Below are 17212 nucleotides of genomic sequence, written 5' to 3'. Positions count from 1 at the left end.
GCGTTCAGCGCTTGCCCTTTCCCTGCTTCGGCGGGACGAGCTTCGACCCGACCCAGTCGTCACCGATCGTCGCGTTCGACGTCTGTGACAGGCCGGCGGTCGGTGCCGCCTCCGCGATCTCGGACGGCTGGAGGTGCCCGTCCCTGCCGGTCTTCGGGGTCAGTACCCAGACCACGCCGTCGTCGGCGAGTGGGGTACGGGCGTCGACCAGGGTGTCGACCAGGTCTCCGTCGCCATCGCGGAACCACAGGAGGACGACGTCGATGACCTCCTGGGCGTCCTCGTCCAGCAGTTCCTCACCGATCGTGTCCTCGACGGCCTGTCTGACCTGGTCGTCGACGTCGGTGTCGTATCCCAGCTCCTGGACGATCATGCCCGACTCGACGCCGAGCTTCCCCGCGATGTCGGACGCACCGGCATCAGCCGCGGTCACCACTCGTTCCCCTTTCACGCTGCTCACGCAGTCCATCGTCTTCGGTTCCGCGGGCAGGCGCCACCCCTCACGCGAAATCGGATGCGGCATCCGAACACGCGGGCGTCACCGTGCGCAAGCGCCCGCACCCGTCGGCGCCACCACCGGGCGGGAGAACCAGGTCACCCCACCGTCCGTTCACTTACGTCCGAGTAGTACCTATCCTCGCCGGAACGCCCCGTTACCGATCGTCCCTCGTCGACGCGAGTTTCGGGCCCACGCCGGAACGGGCACCATGGACGCCAGGGTCCGCCACGTCCGCTCGATCCGGCTGGCAGCACCGCGTCCTGCGCCCCGCCGATCCGGGGGCTCCGGCCGCACACCAGAACGTGAGGACGACAGGGCCGGGTACTCCGGCCACCGACTTGACCAGGCAGGGAGAACCCTTGACCGCGCAGAGCAGCAGGGCCGGTAGCGACAGCGGGGAGCCGCGTCGTGTCAACGTCATCCGGGGCGGGCTGGCCTCCCACCTGCCGGACATCGACCCGGAGGAGACCGCCGAGTGGCTGGAGTCCTTCGACGCGGTCCTCGACAACGCCGGCCAGCAGCGCGCCCGCTACCTGATGCTGACGATGCTGCAGCGCGCCCGTGAGAAGCACGTCGGTGTGCCGTCGCTCACCACCACCGACTACGTCAACACGATCCCGACCGACCAGGAGCCCTGGTTCCCGGGTGACGAGGACGTCGAGCGGACCTACCGGCGCTGGCTGCGCTGGAACGCGGCGATGACCGTGCACCGCGCGCAGCGGCCGGGCATCGGTGTCGGCGGGCACATCTCGTCCTACGCCTCGTCGGCGACGCTCTACGAGGTCGGGTTCAACCACTTCTTCCGTGGCAAGGACCACCCGGGTGGTGGTGACCAGATCTACATCCAGGGGCACGCCTCCCCCGGCATCTACGCCCGCGCGTTCCTCGAGGGCCGGCTGTCGGAGGACCGTCTCGACGGCTTCCGCCAGGAACTGAGCCACGCCGGTCCGGGCGGCGGGCTGCCGTCCTACCCGCACCCGCGCCTCATGCCGGACTTCTGGGAGTTCCCCACGGTCTCGATGGGCATCGGCCCGATGAACGCGATCATGCAGGCCCGGTTCAACCGGTACCTGGGCGACCGCGGCTTCTCCGACACCCGTGACCAGCACGTCTGGGCGTTCCTCGGCGACGGCGAGATGGACGAGCCGGAGTCCCGCGGCATGATCCACGTCGCGGCGAACGAGGGCCTCGACAACCTCACGTTCGTCGTGAACTGCAACCTGCAGCGGCTCGACGGGCCGGTCCGCGGCAACGGCAAGATCATCCAGGAGCTGGAGGCGTTCTTCCGGGGCGCCGGCTGGAACGTGATCAAGGTCGTGTGGGGCCGCGAGTGGGACTCGCTGCTGCACGGCGACCGCGACGGCGCCCTGATCAACCTGATGAACAGCACGCCGGACGGCGACTACCAGACCTACAAGGCCAACGACGGCGCGTACGTCCGCGACCACTTCTTCGGCCGCGACCCGCGGACCAAGTCCCTCGTCGAGCCGATGAGCGACGCCGAGATCTGGAACCTCAAGCGCGGCGGCCACGACTACCGCAAGGTGCACGCCGCCTACGCCGCGGCGACCGCGCACCACGGCCAGCCGACCGTCATCCTGGCCAAGACCATCAAGGGCTACGGCCTGGGCACGCACTTCGCGGGCCGCAACGCCACCCACCAGATGAAGAAGCTGACGCTCGACGACCTCAAGCAGTTCCGCGACGAGCAGCGCATCCCGATCAGCGACAAGCAGCTCGAGGCCGACCCGTACCTGCCGCCGTACTACCACCCCGGCGAGAACGACGAGGCGATCCGCTACCTGCGGGACCGCCGCCGTCAGCTCGGCGGGGCGCTGCCGTCGCGCCGGACCACGAGCAAGGCGCTGGTGCTGCCCGGCGACAAGGTCTACGACGTCGCCAAGAAGGGCTCGGGCAAGCAGGAGGTCGCCACGACGATGGCGTTCGTCCGGCTGCTCCGCGAGCTGATCAAGGACAAGGAGATCGGCGGCCGGTTCGTGCCGATCATCCCGGACGAGGCCCGGACCTTCGGCATGGACTCGATGTTCCCGAGCCAGAAGATCTACAACCCGAACGGGCAGAACTACACCTCGGTCGACGCCGACCTGATGCTCGCCTACAAGGAGTCCGAGCAGGGCCAGATCCTGCACGAGGGCATCAACGAGGCCGGGTCGGTCGGGTCGTTCACCGCGGCGGGCACGTCGTACGCCACGCACGACGAGCCGATGATCCCGGTCTACGTCTTCTACTCGATGTTCGGCTTCCAGCGGACCGGCGACTCGATCTGGGCCGCCTCGGACCAGATGGCCCGCGGCTTCCTGGTCGGCGCCACCGCCGGGCGCACCACGCTGACCGGCGAGGGGCTGCAGCACAACGACGGCCACTCGCTGCTGCTGGCCGCGACCAACCCGGCGATCGTCGCCTACGACCCGGCGTTCTCCTACGAGATCGCGCACATCATGCAGGACGGCCTGCGCCGGATGGTCGGTGAGGACGCCGAGAACGTCATCTACTACCTGACCGTCTACAACGAGCCCTACGTCCACCCGAAGGAGCCCGAGGGCGTCGACACCGACGGCATCCTGCGCGGCCTGCACCGCATCGAGCAGGCTCCGGAGGGCAACGGTCCGGTCGTGCGGCTGCTGTCGTCGGGTGTCTCGGTGCCGTGGGCGCTGCAGGCCCGGCAGATGCTGGCCGACGAGTGGGACGTCCGGGCCGAGGTCTGGTCGGTCACCTCGTGGGGCGAGCTGCGCCGCGACGGCGTCGACGCCGAGCACACGAACCTGCTCAAGCCGGGTGAGACTCCGGTCGTCCCGTACGTGACGACGAAGCTGGGCGAGGGCGAGCACGCCGACGCGCCGGTCGTCGCCGTCTCGGACTGGATGCGGGCCGTGCCGGACCAGATCCGCCAGTGGTCCCCGGCGCCGTTCCTGTCGCTGGGCACCGACGGGTTCGGGCTGTCCGACACCCGCCCGGCGGTGCGGCGGCACTTCGCCGTCGACGCCGAGTCCATCGTGGTCGGCGCGCTGACCGCGCTGGCCGGGCAGGGCCAGGTCAAGAGCGAGACCGCGGCCGAGGCCGCGGCCGGCTACAAGATCGACGACCCGCGGGCCGCAGGTCCGCAGATCGGCGACGGCGGAGCCGCCTGAGCCACCCCGTACGTGCCACGGCCCGCCGTCCCGCCCGGGGCGGCGGGCCGTGGCACGTCCCGGCATGTCTCGGTATGTCTCGCCTCGGTTTCGACCCTCCCCGAGCGGCGCAGATCACGATACGCTCCGGTCGACGGCGGCCGTGGCGATCACTCGTCGGTGCGACTCGCCGTCGCGACCAGCGCGTGGACCGTGTGCGCGGCTGGCCGGCGGTCCCGCCGACGAGGTGTCGCGGGCCGATGAGCGAGGGAGCAGGTATGGCAGAGGGCACCGTCAAGTGGTTCAACGGCGAGAAGGGCTACGGCTTCCTCGCTCCCGACGGTGGTGGTGCGGACGTGTTCGTGCACTACTCGGCGATCCAGACGAGCGGCTACAAGTCGCTCGACGAGGGCCAGCGCGTGGCGTTCGACATCGAGCAGGGTCAGAAGGGCCCGCAGGCCAGCGGCGTCACCCCGCTGTAGGCGCTGCACTCCGGTCCTCTTCGTTGCACTCATGGAGCTTCAGCCTCGCCATACGAGGCTGAAGCTCCATGAGTGCGAAGAGGCGAGGGCGAGGGGCCGAGGAGCGGTCAGGTGCGGCCGAGGGCGGTGTGCATCTCCCACAGGAGGATCTCCGCACCCTGCGGGCCTGCGGTGCAGCGGCGGCCGCCGTCGCCGACCACGCGCAGGGCGTCGCCGGTGTCCAGGCCGGGGGCCGCCTCGACATCGAGCGTGCCGCGGGCGGCGAAGGCGTGCACGTACGGGGCCGCGGGCAGATCGATCGTGTCCCCCGGTGCCAGTCGCGCGATCGTCAGCGCCGCGTCGGACTGCCGCAGCGGCAGTAGCCGCTCGTCCCGGTGCCGGGCCAGCCCGGACGCCAGGACGACCGCGCCGGGTCCGGCCGGCGCGTCCCGCAGCTCGTACTCGGGAGCTCCGCCCGGGGCGTCGGGCACCACCCACATCTGCACGAACCGCACCCCGGCGGCCGCGGTGGCGTGCTCGGAGTGCCGCACGCCCGACCCGGCACCGAGGCGCTGCACCGTGCCCGGCCCGACCCGCTCGACCCGGCCGCTGCCGGAGTCGCGGTGCTCCAGCTCCCCCTCCAGCACCCAGGTGAGGATCTCGGTGTCGCGGTGCGGGTGCTCGTCGTAGCCGAGCCCGGCCGACACCCGGTCCTCGTTGTGCAGCAGGAGCAGCCCGAAATGGGTGTTGGCGGGGTCGTAGTGCGCGCCCGCGGAGAAGCTGTGCCGGGAGTCGAGCCACCCGGTCGCGGTGCGGAACCGGTCCTGCGCCCGCTGCACCGTGACCCGGGAGCCGGGACGGGAGTGGCTGTCGGAGTCGTCGGACATCGTCGTGCCATGCTGCCCCATGTGCACCGGCACCCGGTAGCGGACTCGACGCTGCGCCGCCTCGAACTCGCCTCCGCACCGCTGGCCGGTGCGTGCCTGGCGGAGATGGAGCGGCGCCGTCCGTGGTTCGCCCGGTTGCCCGCCGACCAGCGCTCCGGGGTCGCCCTGGTCACCCAGACCGGGGTGGCGAACTTCGTGTCCTGGCTGCGCGAGCCGGAACGCACCACCCCGCTCACCGCGGAGGCGTTCCGGATCGCTCCCCGGGACCTGGCCCGCCGGATCAGCCTGCGCCAGACCGTCGAGCTGGTGCGGATCGCCGCCGACGTCTTCGAGGAGCACCTGCCCCCGCTCGCCGTGGACGCCACCGAACGGCACGAGCTGACCGAGGCCGTGCTGCGGTTCGGCCGGGAGATCGCGTTCGCCGCCGCGACCGTCTACGCCGGGGCCGCCGAGTCCCGCGGGGCCTGGGACGCCCGGCTGGAGTCCCTCGTCGTCGACGCCGTGCTGCGCGGCGACGACGACGGCGCGCTCGACTCCCGGGCCGCGGCGCTCGGCTGGGACCCGGCGGCACCGGTCCCGTGCCTGGTCGGCAGCGCGCCCGGGTCCGGCTCGGAGTCCCCGCAGCTGGTCCTGGAGCTGCGCCGGTCGGCCGCCCGGCTCGGCCAGGAGGTCCTGGTCGGCGTCCAGGGACGACGGCTGGTCGTCCTGCTGCACCCGTCCGGCCGGTCCGCCCGGGAACCGGTGGACGCGCTCGCCGAGGTCGCCGAGCACTTCGGGCCGGGCCCGGTGGTCGCGGGCCCGCCGAGCGCCGACCTCGCCGGGACGGGTGCCGCGGTCGCCGAGGCGCTCGCCGGGCTGGCCGCCGCACCGGGGCACCCCGACCCGCCGCGCCCGGTCGACGCCGCGGACCTGCTGCCCGAGCGCGCGCTGTGCGGGGACGCCGCCGCGCGCCGCCGGCTCGCCGAGGACGTCCTCGCCCCGCTGCACGGCGCGGGCGGCGAGCTGCTGGGGACCCTCGCCGCCTACCTGGAGGGCGGGGCCAGCCTGGAGGGCTGCGCCCGCGCGTTGTTCGTGCACCCCAACACCGTCCGGTACCGGCTGCGCCGGGTCGCCGAGCTGTGCGGGCTGTCCCCGACCGATCCGCGGCACGCGTTCGTCCTGCGCGCCGCCCTCGTCACCGACCGGATCGACCGGGCCGACGCCGGACCCGCCGTCGTCCCGGCGACGCAGCGGTGATCAGATGCCCGTTGTCGTGAACCCTACAAACGCCGTCCCGTACGGACCGGTAACGAGGGCTCGGTCACACCGCACGGTTGGAGGATTCCTCCAAGGTGCGTGGGTCGAAGTTCGTCGTAACCGCTATCCCGTCGCCGACCCCGTGAGGTGTGTGATGTCCCGGTGATCGCCCTGCTCGCTCCTGGCCAGGGGGCCCAGACCCCCGGCATGCTCGCGCCGTGGCTGACCGGCCCCGCCGCGGAGAAGACCGTCGCCGGCTGGTCGGACGCCGTCGGGCTCGACCTGGTCCGCCTCGGCACCACCGCCGGGGCCGAGGAGATCACCGACACCGCGGTGACCCAGCCGCTGATCGTCGCGCTCGGCCTGCTCGCCGCCCGCCGGCTCACCGAGGCCGCCCCGCTGACCGAGGGCACGGTCGTCGCCGGGCACTCGATCGGCGAGCTCACCGCCGCCGCCGTCGCCGGGGTCCTGAGCGACGACGACGCCGTCGCTCTCGCCGGGGTGCGCGGCCGGGAGATGGCGGCCGCCTGCGCCGTCACCCCGACCTCGATGGCCGCCGTGCTCGGCGGCGACGAGCAGACCGTGCTGGACCGGCTCGCCGAGCTGGGGCTCGACCCGGCCAACCGCAACGGTGCCGGTCAGATCGTCGCGGCCGGGTCGACCGACGCGATCGCCGAGCTGGTCGCCGGGCCGCCGCAGGGCGCGCGGGTCCGGGAGATCCCGGTCGCGGGCGCCTTCCACACCGCGCACATGGAGCCGGCCCGGGCCGCGCTGGCCGAGCACGCGTCCTCGCTCCGGGTCGCCGATCCGGTGCTGCCGCTGCTGTCCAACGCCGACGGCACCGTCGTCACCTCCGGCACCGAGGTCCTGTCCCGGCTGGTCGCGCAGGTCACCCGCCCGGTGCGCTGGGACCTGTGCCTGCAGGACCTCGCCGGGCGCGGGGTGGGCGCGGCCCTGGAGCTGCCGCCCGGCGCCACGCTGACCGGCCTGGTGAAGCGGGCCATCAAGGGCACGCCCACCCGCGCCGTCAAGACCCCCGAACAGCTCGACGCGGCGGCCGAGCTCGTCGCCGGACACGGGAAGTGACCCGCATGCGACTGGCCGACCCCGTCCTCGGTGCCCGGATCCTGGGGCTCGGCAGCTCCCAGCCCGAGCACGTCGTCACCAACGCCGACCTGGAGAAGCGGGTCGAGACCGACGACGCGTGGATCCGGTCCCGGGTCGGCATCGCCGAGCGCCGGGTCGCCGACGCGCAGACCTCGCTGCCGGACATGGCGGTGGCGGCCGGGCGCGCGGCGCTCACCGACGCCGGGTTCGACCCGGCCGGTCTCGACGCCGTCATCGTCGCGACCTGCACCATGCCGAACCCGATCCCGAACGCCGCCGCCCAGGTCGCCACCGAGCTCGGCGCGAACGGGGTCGCCGCGTTCGACGTCAACGCCGCCTGTGCCGGGTTCTCCTACGGCCTCGGCGTCGCCGCGGACATGGTCCGGGCCGGCAGCGCGGCGCACGTGCTGGTGATCGGCGCCGAGAAGCTGTCCGACTGGGTCGACTGGGACGACCGCTCGACCTGCATCATCTTCGCCGACGGCGCGGGAGCCGCCCTGATCGGACCGGCGACGACCGACGACGCCGTCGGCATCGGGCCGGTCAGCTGGGGCAGCGCGGGCGACCACGCCGACACCATCCGCATCCTCGGTGAGAGCACCAACAAGCTGCACCAGGAGGGCCAGGCGGTCTTCCGGTGGGCCACCACCGCGATCGCCCCGGTCGCCCTCGACGCGATCGCCCGGGCCGGGCTGGCCCCGGCCGACATCGACGCCCTCATCCCGCACCAGGCGAACCTGCGGATCATCGAGGCGATCGCGAAGAAGCTGCGCGCCAAGGGCGCGCGGGAGGACATGGTCGTCGCCGACGACATCGTGCACTCCGGCAACACCTCGTCCGCGTCGATCCCGCTGGCGCTGGACCACATGCGCACGGCCGGCCGGGTACGGTCCGGCGACGTGCTGCTACTCGTAGGCTTCGGCGCAGGACTGTCCTACGCCGGACAGGTCGTGGTCTGTCCCTGACACACCGACCTGGCACCTGACACCAATCCACCGCGCAAGGAGAACCATCGTGGCTGACAACGCCGAGATCCTGTCCGGCCTGGCCGAGATCGTCGAGGAGGTCGCCGGCATCGACACCGCCGAGGTGACCCCGGAGAAGTCGTTCGTGGACGACCTGGACATCGACTCGCTGTCGATGGTGGAGATCGCCGTGCAGGCCGAGGACAAGTTCGGCGCGAAGATCCCGGACGACCAGCTGGCCGAGCTGAAGACCGTCGGCGACGCCGTCGACTTCATCTCCAAGCACCAGTGATCGACACCGGCCGCAGCGCGGTGCCGGGGGCCCCGGCCGCCGTCACCGCCTGCGCCGGGGAAGGGGACACACCATGACCGACGGAGTGGTCGTCACCGGTTACGGGGCCACCACCCCGCTCGGCGGGGACGCAGCCTCGACCTGGGACGCCCTGCTCGCCGGCAAGTCCGGCGTCCGGGCCACGCAGGCCGAGTGGACCGAGCGGTTCGACCTGCCGGTGCAGATCTCCGCCCAGCTGGCGGTCGAGCCGTCCGAGGTGCTGCCCCGCGTGCAGGCCCGCCGGATGGACCGGTGCGAGCAGGTCGCCGTCATCGCGGCCCGGGAGGCGTGGGCGCACGCCGGGCTCGGCGCCCTCCCGGACGAGGACGGCGCCGTCGTCGAGGGCGACCGGCTCGGGGTCGTCGTGGGGGCCGGGATCGGCGGTGCGCCGACCCTGCTCGCCCAGGACGACCTGCTGGAGGAGCACGGCCTGCGCAAGGTCTCCCCGCTCACCGTGCCGATGCTCATGCCGAACGGGCCGGCCGCGATGATCAGCCTGGAGTACCGGGCCAGGGGCGGGGTGCACTCCCCCGCGTCGGCCTGTGCCACCGGGGCCGAGGCGATCGCCTGGGCCTGCCGGCTGCTCGCGGCCGGTGAGGTCGACGTGGTGCTGGCCGGTGGGGCCGAGTCGTGCATCGTGCCGATCACCGTGGCCGGGTTCGTGCAGGCCAGGACGCTGTCCACCCGCAACGACGATCCGGCGGCCGCGTCCCGGCCGTTCGACGCCGGCCGGGACGGGTTCGTCCTCGGCGAGGGCGCCGGCGTGCTGGTGCTCGAGCGCGAGGAGTTCGCGAGGGCCCGCGGCGCGACGGTGCACGGCCGGGTGGCCGGCTACGGCATGACCTCCGACGCCCACCACATCACCGGGCCGGACCCGGAGGGCACCGGGCAGGTCCGGGCGATGCGCAAGGCCATCGAGGGCGCGGGCCTGCAGCCGACCGACGTCGGCCACGTCAACTGCCACGCCACCTCCACGGTGGTCGGTGACGTCGGCGAGACGGTCGCCGTGCGCAAGGCGCTCGGGGACCACCCGGTGCTGACCGCCCCGAAGTCGGCACTGGGGCATCTCGTCGGCGGTGCCGGCGCGGTCGAGGGCATCATCACGCTGCTCTCGGTGCGCGACGACATCATCCCGGCGACCCGCAACCTCGTCGACAAGGACCCGAAGGTCGAGCTCGACGTCGTCGCGGGCGAGCCGCGGAAGACCACGGTCGACGCGGCGCTGAACAACTCGTTCGGCTTCGGCGGGCACAACGTCTCGCTGCTGTTCAGCAAGGCGTGAGCGCGTCCTCCGGCGGCGGCCACCCGGTGCGGTGGCCGCCGCCGGAGCCGTTCAGCAGGGCGCGCCGAGCACCCCGCCCGGGTCCCCGACCATGATCCGCGGCGGCGACCCGGCCATCGGGTAGGTCGCCTGCCAGCAGATCCGCCCGACCTGCAGGCCGGGCGGGCCGTCCTCCGGGCTCTGCACGCTCACGAACCGCACCAGCGCGACGACGCCGCCGCCCGGGGCCGGGTCGATCCGGTCCACCCGGATGGTGCCGTCGGTCGTCGTGCCGACGCCGTCCAGCCACACCTCGCGGGGCTGCTGCTCTGCCCGTTCCGGGCTGACCACCCGGGCCCAGGTCTCGTGGTCGCGGCCGTTGACCGCGTTGAAGTAGCGCTGGACCTGTTCGAGGACCAGCTGCGCCGCCGGATGGCTCGCGGCCCCGTCGCTGATCGTCACGATCCCGCTGCCCGCACCCTCGTCCGGTACCGACGGCGGTGCCGCCGACGGCGGTATCCCGCCCGGCGCGGCCCCGCTCGCGGTCCACGCGGTCCCCCCGACCGCGACCAGCGCGACGACCAGACCCGCGGCGACCGCGGCCGTCCGCATGCTCATCGTTCCCCCCTGCACACGTCGTCCAGTGTGCCGGGCGGGACCGGGGTCAGCCGACCCGGTGGGTCAGCAACGTGATGGCGGCACCGTCGCCGGCGAACCGGAAGGACTCCAGCTCGTCGTCCCACGCGGTGCCGAGCAGCTCGCCGAGCCGCCGGGACAGCCCGGTGCCGCCGGTCTCCGCCATCACCGTGCGGAGCTGGTCCTCCGGGATCACGACGTCGCCGTTGGCGCTGGTCCGCCCGAACCACATGCCCAGGCCCGGCACGTGCATGAACCGCTCGCCGTCCATGCCGGGGCTCGGCTCCTCGGTCACCTCGAAGCGCAACATGGACCACGCCCGCAGGGCACCGGCGATCGCGCCGCCGCTGCCCGCGGGCCCGCTCCACGAGCACTCGGCCCGCATCTGCCCGGACGCCACCGGCTGCGCGGACCACTCCAGGGAGACCCGCGCCCCGAGGACGCCCGAGATCGCCCACTCGACGTGCGGACAGACCGCAGTCGGCGACGAGTGGACGAACACCACTCCGCGTGTGCTCACTGCCAACCTCCGCTGTCGTCGATGAGGATCGTCTTCCCCTACGTCCTCGGTGACGACTGCGAGTGCCTGCGTGGCGACGCGCGGTACGTATGTGCTGCGTGTGGTGCCGGTGAACCTCCGGTACGGACGGGGAGCGGGTGCTGCCACTCTGCCGCATTCCTGCGCGACCGGCCACCCCGACACGTCGACCGGGTGAACCGCCGGCGGCGTGTCGCGGCCCGGCGCGCGGGTCAGGCGGTGTAGGTGGCGAGGGTCGCACCGGTGGCCGGGTCGACGGCCTCGGACCGGACCAGGTCACCCCGGTCGGCGAGGACGTCCAGATGCGCCCCGGTCTCCAGCACGGCCAGCACCCGGTTGAACAGCGTCATCTCCCCGAGCCGGTACTCGCGCCGGGTCCAGCGCAGCTCCCGGGCCACCGCGTCCGCGGTGGGGGCGCCCGCCACGACGGCGTCGCGGCACTGGGCCAGCCGGACGTCGTGGTGGGTGACGAGCTCGGCGGCGCGGGCGTGCACCCGGCCCCCGACCGGCCCGTGCGCGGGCAGCAGATCGGCGTCCGGCCGGGACAGGACCAGGCGCAGCGAGTCGAGGAACTGACCCAGCGGGCTCGCGACGACCGTCGGCTGCAGCCCGATCGACGGCGTGATCCGGGGCAGCACGTGGTCCCCAGCGAAGAGCAGCCCGGCGGCCTCGTCGGCGAACACGAGGTGCCCGCGGGTGTGCCCCGGCGTCTCGACGGCGGTGAGCGTGCGGGTCCCGTCCTGGTCGCCCACCGCGATCGCGGCGCGGTCGGCGATCCACTCGTCGGGCGCCTCCCACTCCTGCGGCGACGGCGGCGTCCACGGTCCCCGGCGCCCGAGCTCGTCGACGAGCCCGGCGGCGCCGCAGCGCAGCAGGCGGGTGCGATCCGGCTCCCCGGCCGGCCGGTCCGGGGAGACCACCATGTCGATGTTGGGCTTCTCCCCGGCCCCGAGCAGGATCCGGGAGCCGTACTCCCGGCGCAGCACCGACGCGAGCGTGTAGTGGTCGCGGTGGGCGTGGGTGACGAGGAACCGGCGGACGTCGCCGAACCCGGAGCCGAGCGCGGCCAGCGCCTTCCCCAGCAGGTCCCGCGCCTCGTCGATGGCCCAGCCGGAGTCCACCAGGGTCCAGCCGCCGGCGTCGGCGATCGCGTAGACGTTCACCGCGCGCAGGCCGTCCTGCGGCAGCGGCAGCGGGATCCGGTAGACGCCGGGGGCGCTGCGGAACACCCCCGGTTCCGTCCAGTCGCCGTCCGGGTCGTCGTCGGTCACCGTCACGCTCATCCCTCCGACCCTAGGTCGTTGCGGTTGCTAGCGGTGCACCGGAGGGGTCCCGACGCGTGATCCGCGGCACGGACATTTCTCACCATCCGTGCGCGCTCAGCTACGGAGAGCCGAACTCACCCGCCGTGATCCACCCGGGGGTGGGACAACATCGCACCGGGAGTGTGGCGGTTTCCGCGCTACGGTCGCCGCATCCGCTGATCACGACGGTCGGCCTCGGGGCGGGCCGGCAGGAGGAGAGCGCACGCATGGGGGCTGGGATCCCGGAGCAACGATCCGGGCAGAACGCGCCGTTCCTCACCGTCGCGGAGGTGGCCGACACGATGCGGGTGTCGAGGATGACGGTCTACCGGCTGGTCCACTCCGGTGAGCTGCCCGCGGTGCGGTTCGGCCGGTCGTTCCGGGTGCCGCCGGAGGCCGTCGAGACGTTGATCGAGTCCGCGCGCTACACGGGAGGCTGAGCAGCTCGATGCTGCCCACGGATGCGCGCAGCGCGCGCCGGGTCGCGGATACCTACGACACCGCGGAGGCCGCCGCCGAGCGCGACCGGACCCGCGGGCTGCTGTCGGTGGCCCCCGGCGAACGGGTGCTGCTCGTCGGCACCGGCCCCGGGCACCTGCTCGCCGAGCTGGCGGGGGCCGCCGGGCCCGGCGCGGTGCACGGGGTGGACGCCGACCCGGTCATGGTCACGCTCGCCCGGCGCCGGTGCGGTACCCGGGCGATCGTCGAGCAGCGGACGCTGGGGGCCAGGGGATCGCTGCCCGACGGCCCGTTCGACGTCGTCGCCTGCCTGCAGGTGCTGGAGTTCCTGGGCGACACCCGGGCCGCCGTCACCGAGCTGCACCGGGTGCTGCGTCCGGGCGGGCGGCTGCTGGTGCTCGACACCGACTGGACCTCGCTGCACTGGCCGGGACCCGGTCAGGACCGGCACCGCCGGATCCGGGACGCCTGGTGCACGACCGTCCCGCGCCCCCGGCTGCCGCACGAGCTGGGCCCGCTGCTGCGGGCGGCCGGCTTCGCCGGGGAGTGGGCCGAGCGGGCCACCCTGCGCGGACCGGCCGCGACCGGCTACGGGGCAGAGCTGCGGGAGATGGTCGCCGACGCCGCACCCGGCCGGTGCGGGCTGAGCCCGGCCGAGGTGGACGCCTGGGCGTCCGGCGTCGCCGCCTGCGGGGACGAGCCGTTCTCCGTCGACCGCTGGTTCCTCGGCGCGCACCGGCCCTGAGCGGGCCCGGTCAGCCCTCCAGGCGGATGGAGAGCGGGAACTCCGGCCGGGTCCAGCTGCGGGCGAACTCCACCGGCGTCGACCCCTGGTCGTGGGTGATCCGCACCGACGCGATCAGCGGGGCGCCCCGGCGGACCTCCAGCGCCCTGGCCTGCTCGGCGCTCGCGGCGCTCGCCGTGACCTCCTGGTCGGCCCAGGTCAGGCGCAGGCCGTACTGCTCGCGGATGGTGCGGTACAGCGAACCGGAACTCAGGTCGGCCCGGGCCAGCAACGGGACCTGGGCGTAGGGCAGCCAGCTGACCTGCAACGCGGCCGGGCGGTCGTCGACCAGGCGCAGCCGCTCGATCCGGATGACCTCCTGTCCGGCGCCGAGGCCGAGCCGGTCCCGGACCTCCTCCGGCGCGGCGACGGTCTCGTGGCCGCGCAGCCGGGTCCGGACCCTGGTCTCGTCGGTCCCCATCTCCTGGGCGAAGGAGCCCAGCCGGTTCAGCCGCCTGCGCTGGGCGCTCGGCCGGGTCACGAACGTCCCCGCGCCCCGGCGGCGGACGAGCAGCTGCTCGTCCTGCAGCTGGCGCACGGCCTGGCGCACGGTCATCCGGCTGACGCCGTACCGCTCGGCGAGATCGGCCTCGCTGGGCAGCTGGACGTCGGGCGCCAGCGACCCGGACGCGATCTGCGCCGACAGGTCCTGGTAGATGACCTGGTAGCGCGGTATGCGGCTCACGGCCCGGTCGACCTCCACCCTCGTCGGCGACGCCCGGTGCGGGCGTGGCGGGCGTGCGTCGACGCGCCGCGATGATCACGTCCGGGCCGAGCGTAGCGGTTCGCCGCCCCGGACGGGCCCGGCACGGCCGCGACCCGCCACGGACCGGGGTGCCCGGCCCTCACCCGCCCGTCCCGGGCACGAGCCGTTCGCGGGCGTCGAGCCACTCGACGTAGAGCTCGTCGTAGCGGGCGGCGCGGGCCGGGTCGGGCTCGACGACGCGCAACCGGGGCCGCAGCCGCCCGGCGGCCTCGTCGAGGTCGCACCCGGCGCCGGCCATGGCCAGCGCCGCCGCCCCGAGCAGCGTCACGTCCGGGTCGGCGCAGGCGAGCACCCGGCGCCCGAACACGTCGGCACGCAGCCGGGCGGCCGCCTCCGACCGGGCCGCGCCGCCGGCGAGCACGACCGGCCGCGGACCGGCGGCCCGCCCGTCGTCGAGCAGCTCCACGCCCTCGCGCACGGTGAACGCCGCCCCCTCCTGGGCCGCGCGCACGAGGTGCGCGGGGCCGTGCCCCGGTGTCTGGCCGAGCACGGCGCCGCGGGTCCCGGGCCGCCAGCCGGGGAACCGGTCGCCGGACATCGTCGGCACGACCAGCAGGCCGTCCGCGCCCGGCGCGAGCGCCTCGACCGCGGCCTCGTCGGCCGCGCGGCCGGTGGTGTGGCCGGTCCCGCCGGTGAGCTCGCGCCAGCGCAGCACCGCTCCCCCGGTCAGGCCGGTCGGCCCGCCGGACACCCAGCGCCCCGCCCGCAGCCCGGGGTTGAGCAGCGCACCCGGCCCGGCGGCGGCCGGGGAGTCGTGCACCCGGCCGAGGACGTCGGTGGTGCCGGCGACGTCCGCGACCAGGTCGGTCCGGTCCCCGAGGAGCAGGCCGACGCCGACCGAACCGTCCGGCCCGCCGCCGACCACCGGCAGGCCGGCCGGGAGCCCGGTCACCGCGGCGACCCCGGGGAGCAGGCCGGCCACCGGCGCCCCCGGCGCCACGACCCGCGGCCACCAGCCCGGACCGACGCCCAGCTCGGCGAGCAGCGCGTGGTCCCACCGGCCGCGCCGGACGTCGAAGACCAGCGAGTAGGCGGCGTCGACGGTGTCGGTGACCGGTTCACCGACGCAGCGGGCGAGCAGGAAGTCCTTCGGCGACACCAGCGCGCGCACCCGTGCCGCCCGGTCCGGGTAGCGGACCTGCAGGTGCAGGGCGTGCGCGAGCCATCCGGCGCCGGGCACCGGGCGGCCGCTGGTCTCCCGGACCCGGTCGAGCAGCGGTCCGGGGAGACCCGCGACGAGATCCGTGCCACGGGTGTCGGCCCAGCCGCCCGCCGGGCCGACGGGGCGCAGGTCGGCGTCCAGGGCGACCGAGCCGATGTGCCCGGCGATCCCCAGCGCGACCGGCACCACGGGGCCGGCGGTGGCGACGGCCCGGCCGAGCGCCTCGCACACGTCCGCCCACAGCTGCTCGGCGTCGAAGTGCTCGCCGCCGACCCCGCCCGCCCGCGACACCCGGGCGGCACCGGTGACGGTGCCGTCCGCGGCGACGACGGCGGCCCGCACCGCCGAGGTGCCCACGTCGACCGCGACGACCGGGCCGGCCGGGCGGCCCATCAGACGGCCCCGGCGGAGCGCAGGCGCTCCAGCTCCGCCCCGTCCAGGCCGAGGATCTCCCGGTAGACGTGCTCGTTGTCCTCGCCGACCGTCGGCGGCGCCTTGCGCACCGTTGGCGGGGACCGGTCCATCTTGATCGGGTTGCCGGGCATCCGGACGGTGCCCAGCGTCGGGTGCTCGGACTCCACGACCATCCCGCGGGCGGCGATCTGCTCGGACCCGGCGACCTCGGGCACCGTCGCGACCCTCGCGAACGGGATCCCGGCCTCCTCCAGCACCTCCCCGATCTCGTCCGCGGCGCGGTCCCGGGCCCACCCGGCGACGACCGCCTCCAGCTCCGGGACGTGCGCCATCCGGTCCGGGACGGTGCGGTAGCGGTCGTCGGCGAGCAGGTCCTCGCGCCCGATCGCCCGGCACAGCTTCGGGAACAGCGAGTTCGTGCCGGCCTGGATGTAGACCTGGGCGTCCCGGCAGGCGTAGACGTTCACCGGCGCGGTCAGCAGGTCCCGCGACCCGTTGCGCGGCATCTCCGCACCCAGCATCAGCCAGCTGATCAGCCGGGTGCCCAGGGTCGCGAACATCGAGTCGAGGCTGGCCACGTCCACCCGCTGGCCCTCGCCGGTCCGCTCCCGGTGCAGGATCGCGGCGAACGTCCCGAGCGCGGCCTGGTAGCCGGTCACGTAGTCGGCGATGTAGGTGCCGGTGAGCGTCGGCGGGCCGTCGGCCTCGCCGGTGGTGTCCATCAGCCCGGACGACGCCTGGGCGATCGCGTCGAACAGCGCGCGGCGCGACAGCGGACCGGTCTGGCCGAAGCCGGAGATCGAGGTGAGGATGACGTCCGGGTTGAGCTCGGTCATCCGCTCGTAACCGATGCCCATCTTCTCGATGGTGCCCGGCCGGTAGTTCTCGACGACGACGTCGGCCCAGACGACGAGCTTCTCCAGGATCGCGAGCGCGTCGGGGTGACGGGTGTCGAGCGTGGCGCCGTACTTGTTGCGGTTGTAGAGCATCGTGTAGACGCTCTCGCCCTCGTAGTAGGGCTCGTGGTGACGCGCGTCCTCGCCGTCCGGGCGTTCGAGCTTCACGACCTCGGCCCCGAAGTCGGCGAGCACCTGCGCGCAGCTCGGCCCGGCGATGAACCGGGACAGGTCGAGGACCCGGATCCCGTCGAGCGGGCCGGGGGTGGGGGCGGACTCCATCGTCAGGTTCCCTTTCCGCGGTGGCCGCCGCCCTGGTGCGGCGGCGGCCACCGGTCGTGATCGCCGTTCTCGGCCCGGCCGGCCGGGGCTCAGCGT

The 17212-nt window shown here is 74.2% G+C and carries 17 protein-coding genes; 9 read left to right on the top strand and 8 right to left on the bottom strand.

All coding sequences use genetic code 11. From position 1 onward, the window contains the following. Nucleotides 1–4 precede the first annotated feature (4 nt). On the bottom strand, nucleotides 5–436 hold the full coding sequence (locus AFB00_RS21665) for a DUF3052 domain-containing protein (RefSeq protein ID WP_068798718.1): 432 nt from the start codon (nucleotides 434–436) through the stop codon (nucleotides 5–7). Nucleotides 437–858: 422 nt separating this feature from the next. Here AFB00_RS21665 and aceE point away from each other — a divergent pair, with 422 nt between their 5' ends. Both aceE and AFB00_RS21655 read left to right on the top strand, forming a co-directional pair. After that, nucleotides 859–3648, top strand: a complete 2790-nt coding sequence (aceE, locus tag AFB00_RS21660) for a pyruvate dehydrogenase (acetyl-transferring), homodimeric type (protein WP_068798717.1) — start codon at nucleotides 859–861, stop codon at nucleotides 3646–3648. A 257-nt stretch (nucleotides 3649–3905) separates the two neighbouring features. Next, nucleotides 3906–4109, top strand: a complete 204-nt coding sequence (locus AFB00_RS21655; protein WP_068798716.1) for a cold-shock protein — start codon at nucleotides 3906–3908, stop codon at nucleotides 4107–4109. A 107-nt stretch (nucleotides 4110–4216) separates the two neighbouring features. On the opposite strand, the gene AFB00_RS21650 is transcribed toward AFB00_RS21655, so the two are convergent. After that, the gene (locus tag AFB00_RS21650; RefSeq protein WP_068798715.1) at nucleotides 4217–4975 is read right to left on the bottom strand and encodes a pirin family protein; all 759 of its coding nucleotides are present in this window, start codon (nucleotides 4973–4975) and stop codon (nucleotides 4217–4219) included. 9 nt (nucleotides 4976–4984) lie between these two features. Between AFB00_RS21650 and AFB00_RS21645 the strand changes: the two genes are divergently transcribed. The 5 genes from AFB00_RS21645 to AFB00_RS21625 all read left to right on the top strand — a co-directional run bounded on the left by AFB00_RS21645 (nucleotide 4985) and on the right by AFB00_RS21625 (nucleotide 9896). Continuing rightward, the gene (locus AFB00_RS21645; protein WP_068798714.1) at nucleotides 4985–6211 is read left to right on the top strand and encodes a PucR family transcriptional regulator; all 1227 of its coding nucleotides are present in this window, start codon (nucleotides 4985–4987) and stop codon (nucleotides 6209–6211) included. Between the two features lie 207 nt (nucleotides 6212–6418). Further along, nucleotides 6419–7297 (top strand): ACP S-malonyltransferase, encoded by an 879-nt coding sequence (locus tag AFB00_RS21640; protein WP_442965877.1) that lies wholly within the window; start codon nucleotides 6419–6421, stop codon nucleotides 7295–7297. A 5-nt stretch (nucleotides 7298–7302) separates the two neighbouring features. After that, nucleotides 7303–8283: a beta-ketoacyl-ACP synthase III gene (locus AFB00_RS21635; RefSeq protein ID WP_068800543.1), complete on the top strand. Its 981-nt coding sequence runs from the start codon at nucleotides 7303–7305 to the stop codon at nucleotides 8281–8283. 49 nt (nucleotides 8284–8332) lie between these two features. Next, nucleotides 8333–8575 (top strand): acyl carrier protein, encoded by a 243-nt coding sequence (locus tag AFB00_RS21630; RefSeq protein ID WP_068798712.1) that lies wholly within the window; start codon nucleotides 8333–8335, stop codon nucleotides 8573–8575. 73 nt (nucleotides 8576–8648) lie between these two features. Next, nucleotides 8649–9896, top strand: coding sequence for a beta-ketoacyl-[acyl-carrier-protein] synthase family protein (locus AFB00_RS21625; protein ID WP_068798711.1), 1248 nt, complete (start codon nucleotides 8649–8651; stop codon nucleotides 9894–9896). Between the two features lie 51 nt (nucleotides 9897–9947). On the opposite strand, the gene AFB00_RS21620 is transcribed toward AFB00_RS21625, so the two are convergent. The 3 genes from AFB00_RS21620 to AFB00_RS21610 all read right to left on the bottom strand — a co-directional run bounded on the left by AFB00_RS21620 (nucleotide 9948) and on the right by AFB00_RS21610 (nucleotide 12332). Then, entirely contained in the window at nucleotides 9948–10493 is a 546-nt protein-coding gene (locus tag AFB00_RS21620; protein ID WP_156819672.1) for a hypothetical protein, read from the bottom strand. A 46-nt stretch (nucleotides 10494–10539) separates the two neighbouring features. Beyond that, the gene (locus AFB00_RS21615; protein ID WP_068798709.1) at nucleotides 10540–11031 is read right to left on the bottom strand and encodes a DUF3145 domain-containing protein; all 492 of its coding nucleotides are present in this window, start codon (nucleotides 11029–11031) and stop codon (nucleotides 10540–10542) included. Nucleotides 11032–11261: 230 nt separating this feature from the next. Next, nucleotides 11262–12332: an MBL fold metallo-hydrolase gene (locus tag AFB00_RS21610; protein WP_068798708.1), complete on the bottom strand. Its 1071-nt coding sequence runs from the start codon at nucleotides 12330–12332 to the stop codon at nucleotides 11262–11264. A 248-nt stretch (nucleotides 12333–12580) separates the two neighbouring features. Between AFB00_RS21610 and AFB00_RS21605 the strand changes: the two genes are divergently transcribed. Together AFB00_RS21605 and AFB00_RS21600 are read left to right on the top strand one after the other, a co-directional pair. Beyond that, nucleotides 12581–12793, top strand: a complete 213-nt coding sequence (locus AFB00_RS21605) for a helix-turn-helix domain-containing protein (protein ID WP_068800542.1) — start codon at nucleotides 12581–12583, stop codon at nucleotides 12791–12793. A gap of 8 nt (nucleotides 12794–12801) precedes the next feature. Then, nucleotides 12802–13557, top strand: coding sequence for a methyltransferase domain-containing protein (locus AFB00_RS21600; RefSeq protein WP_068798707.1), 756 nt, complete (start codon nucleotides 12802–12804; stop codon nucleotides 13555–13557). A 10-nt stretch (nucleotides 13558–13567) separates the two neighbouring features. On the opposite strand, the gene AFB00_RS21595 is transcribed toward AFB00_RS21600, so the two are convergent. The 3 genes from AFB00_RS21595 to AFB00_RS21585 form a co-directional block, all read right to left on the bottom strand. Beyond that, on the bottom strand, nucleotides 13568–14281 hold the full coding sequence (locus tag AFB00_RS21595) for a GntR family transcriptional regulator (RefSeq protein ID WP_068800541.1): 714 nt from the start codon (nucleotides 14279–14281) through the stop codon (nucleotides 13568–13570). A 160-nt stretch (nucleotides 14282–14441) separates the two neighbouring features. Next, nucleotides 14442–15917, bottom strand: coding sequence for a xylulokinase (locus AFB00_RS21590; RefSeq protein ID WP_068798706.1), 1476 nt, complete (start codon nucleotides 15915–15917; stop codon nucleotides 14442–14444). After that, on the bottom strand, nucleotides 15917–17116 hold the full coding sequence (locus AFB00_RS21585; protein ID WP_068798705.1) for a CaiB/BaiF CoA transferase family protein: 1200 nt from the start codon (nucleotides 17114–17116) through the stop codon (nucleotides 15917–15919). The genes AFB00_RS21590 and AFB00_RS21585 overlap by 1 nt, the downstream gene beginning before the upstream one ends. Nucleotides 17117–17212 lie beyond the last annotated feature (96 nt).

The organism is Pseudonocardia sp. HH130630-07, assembly GCF_001698125.1.
In the GTDB taxonomy this organism is placed as follows: Bacteria; Actinomycetota; Actinomycetes; order Mycobacteriales; family Pseudonocardiaceae; genus Pseudonocardia.
Note: the sequence above shows the minus strand (reverse complement) of the source record. Positions and strands in the feature narration are given on the sequence as shown.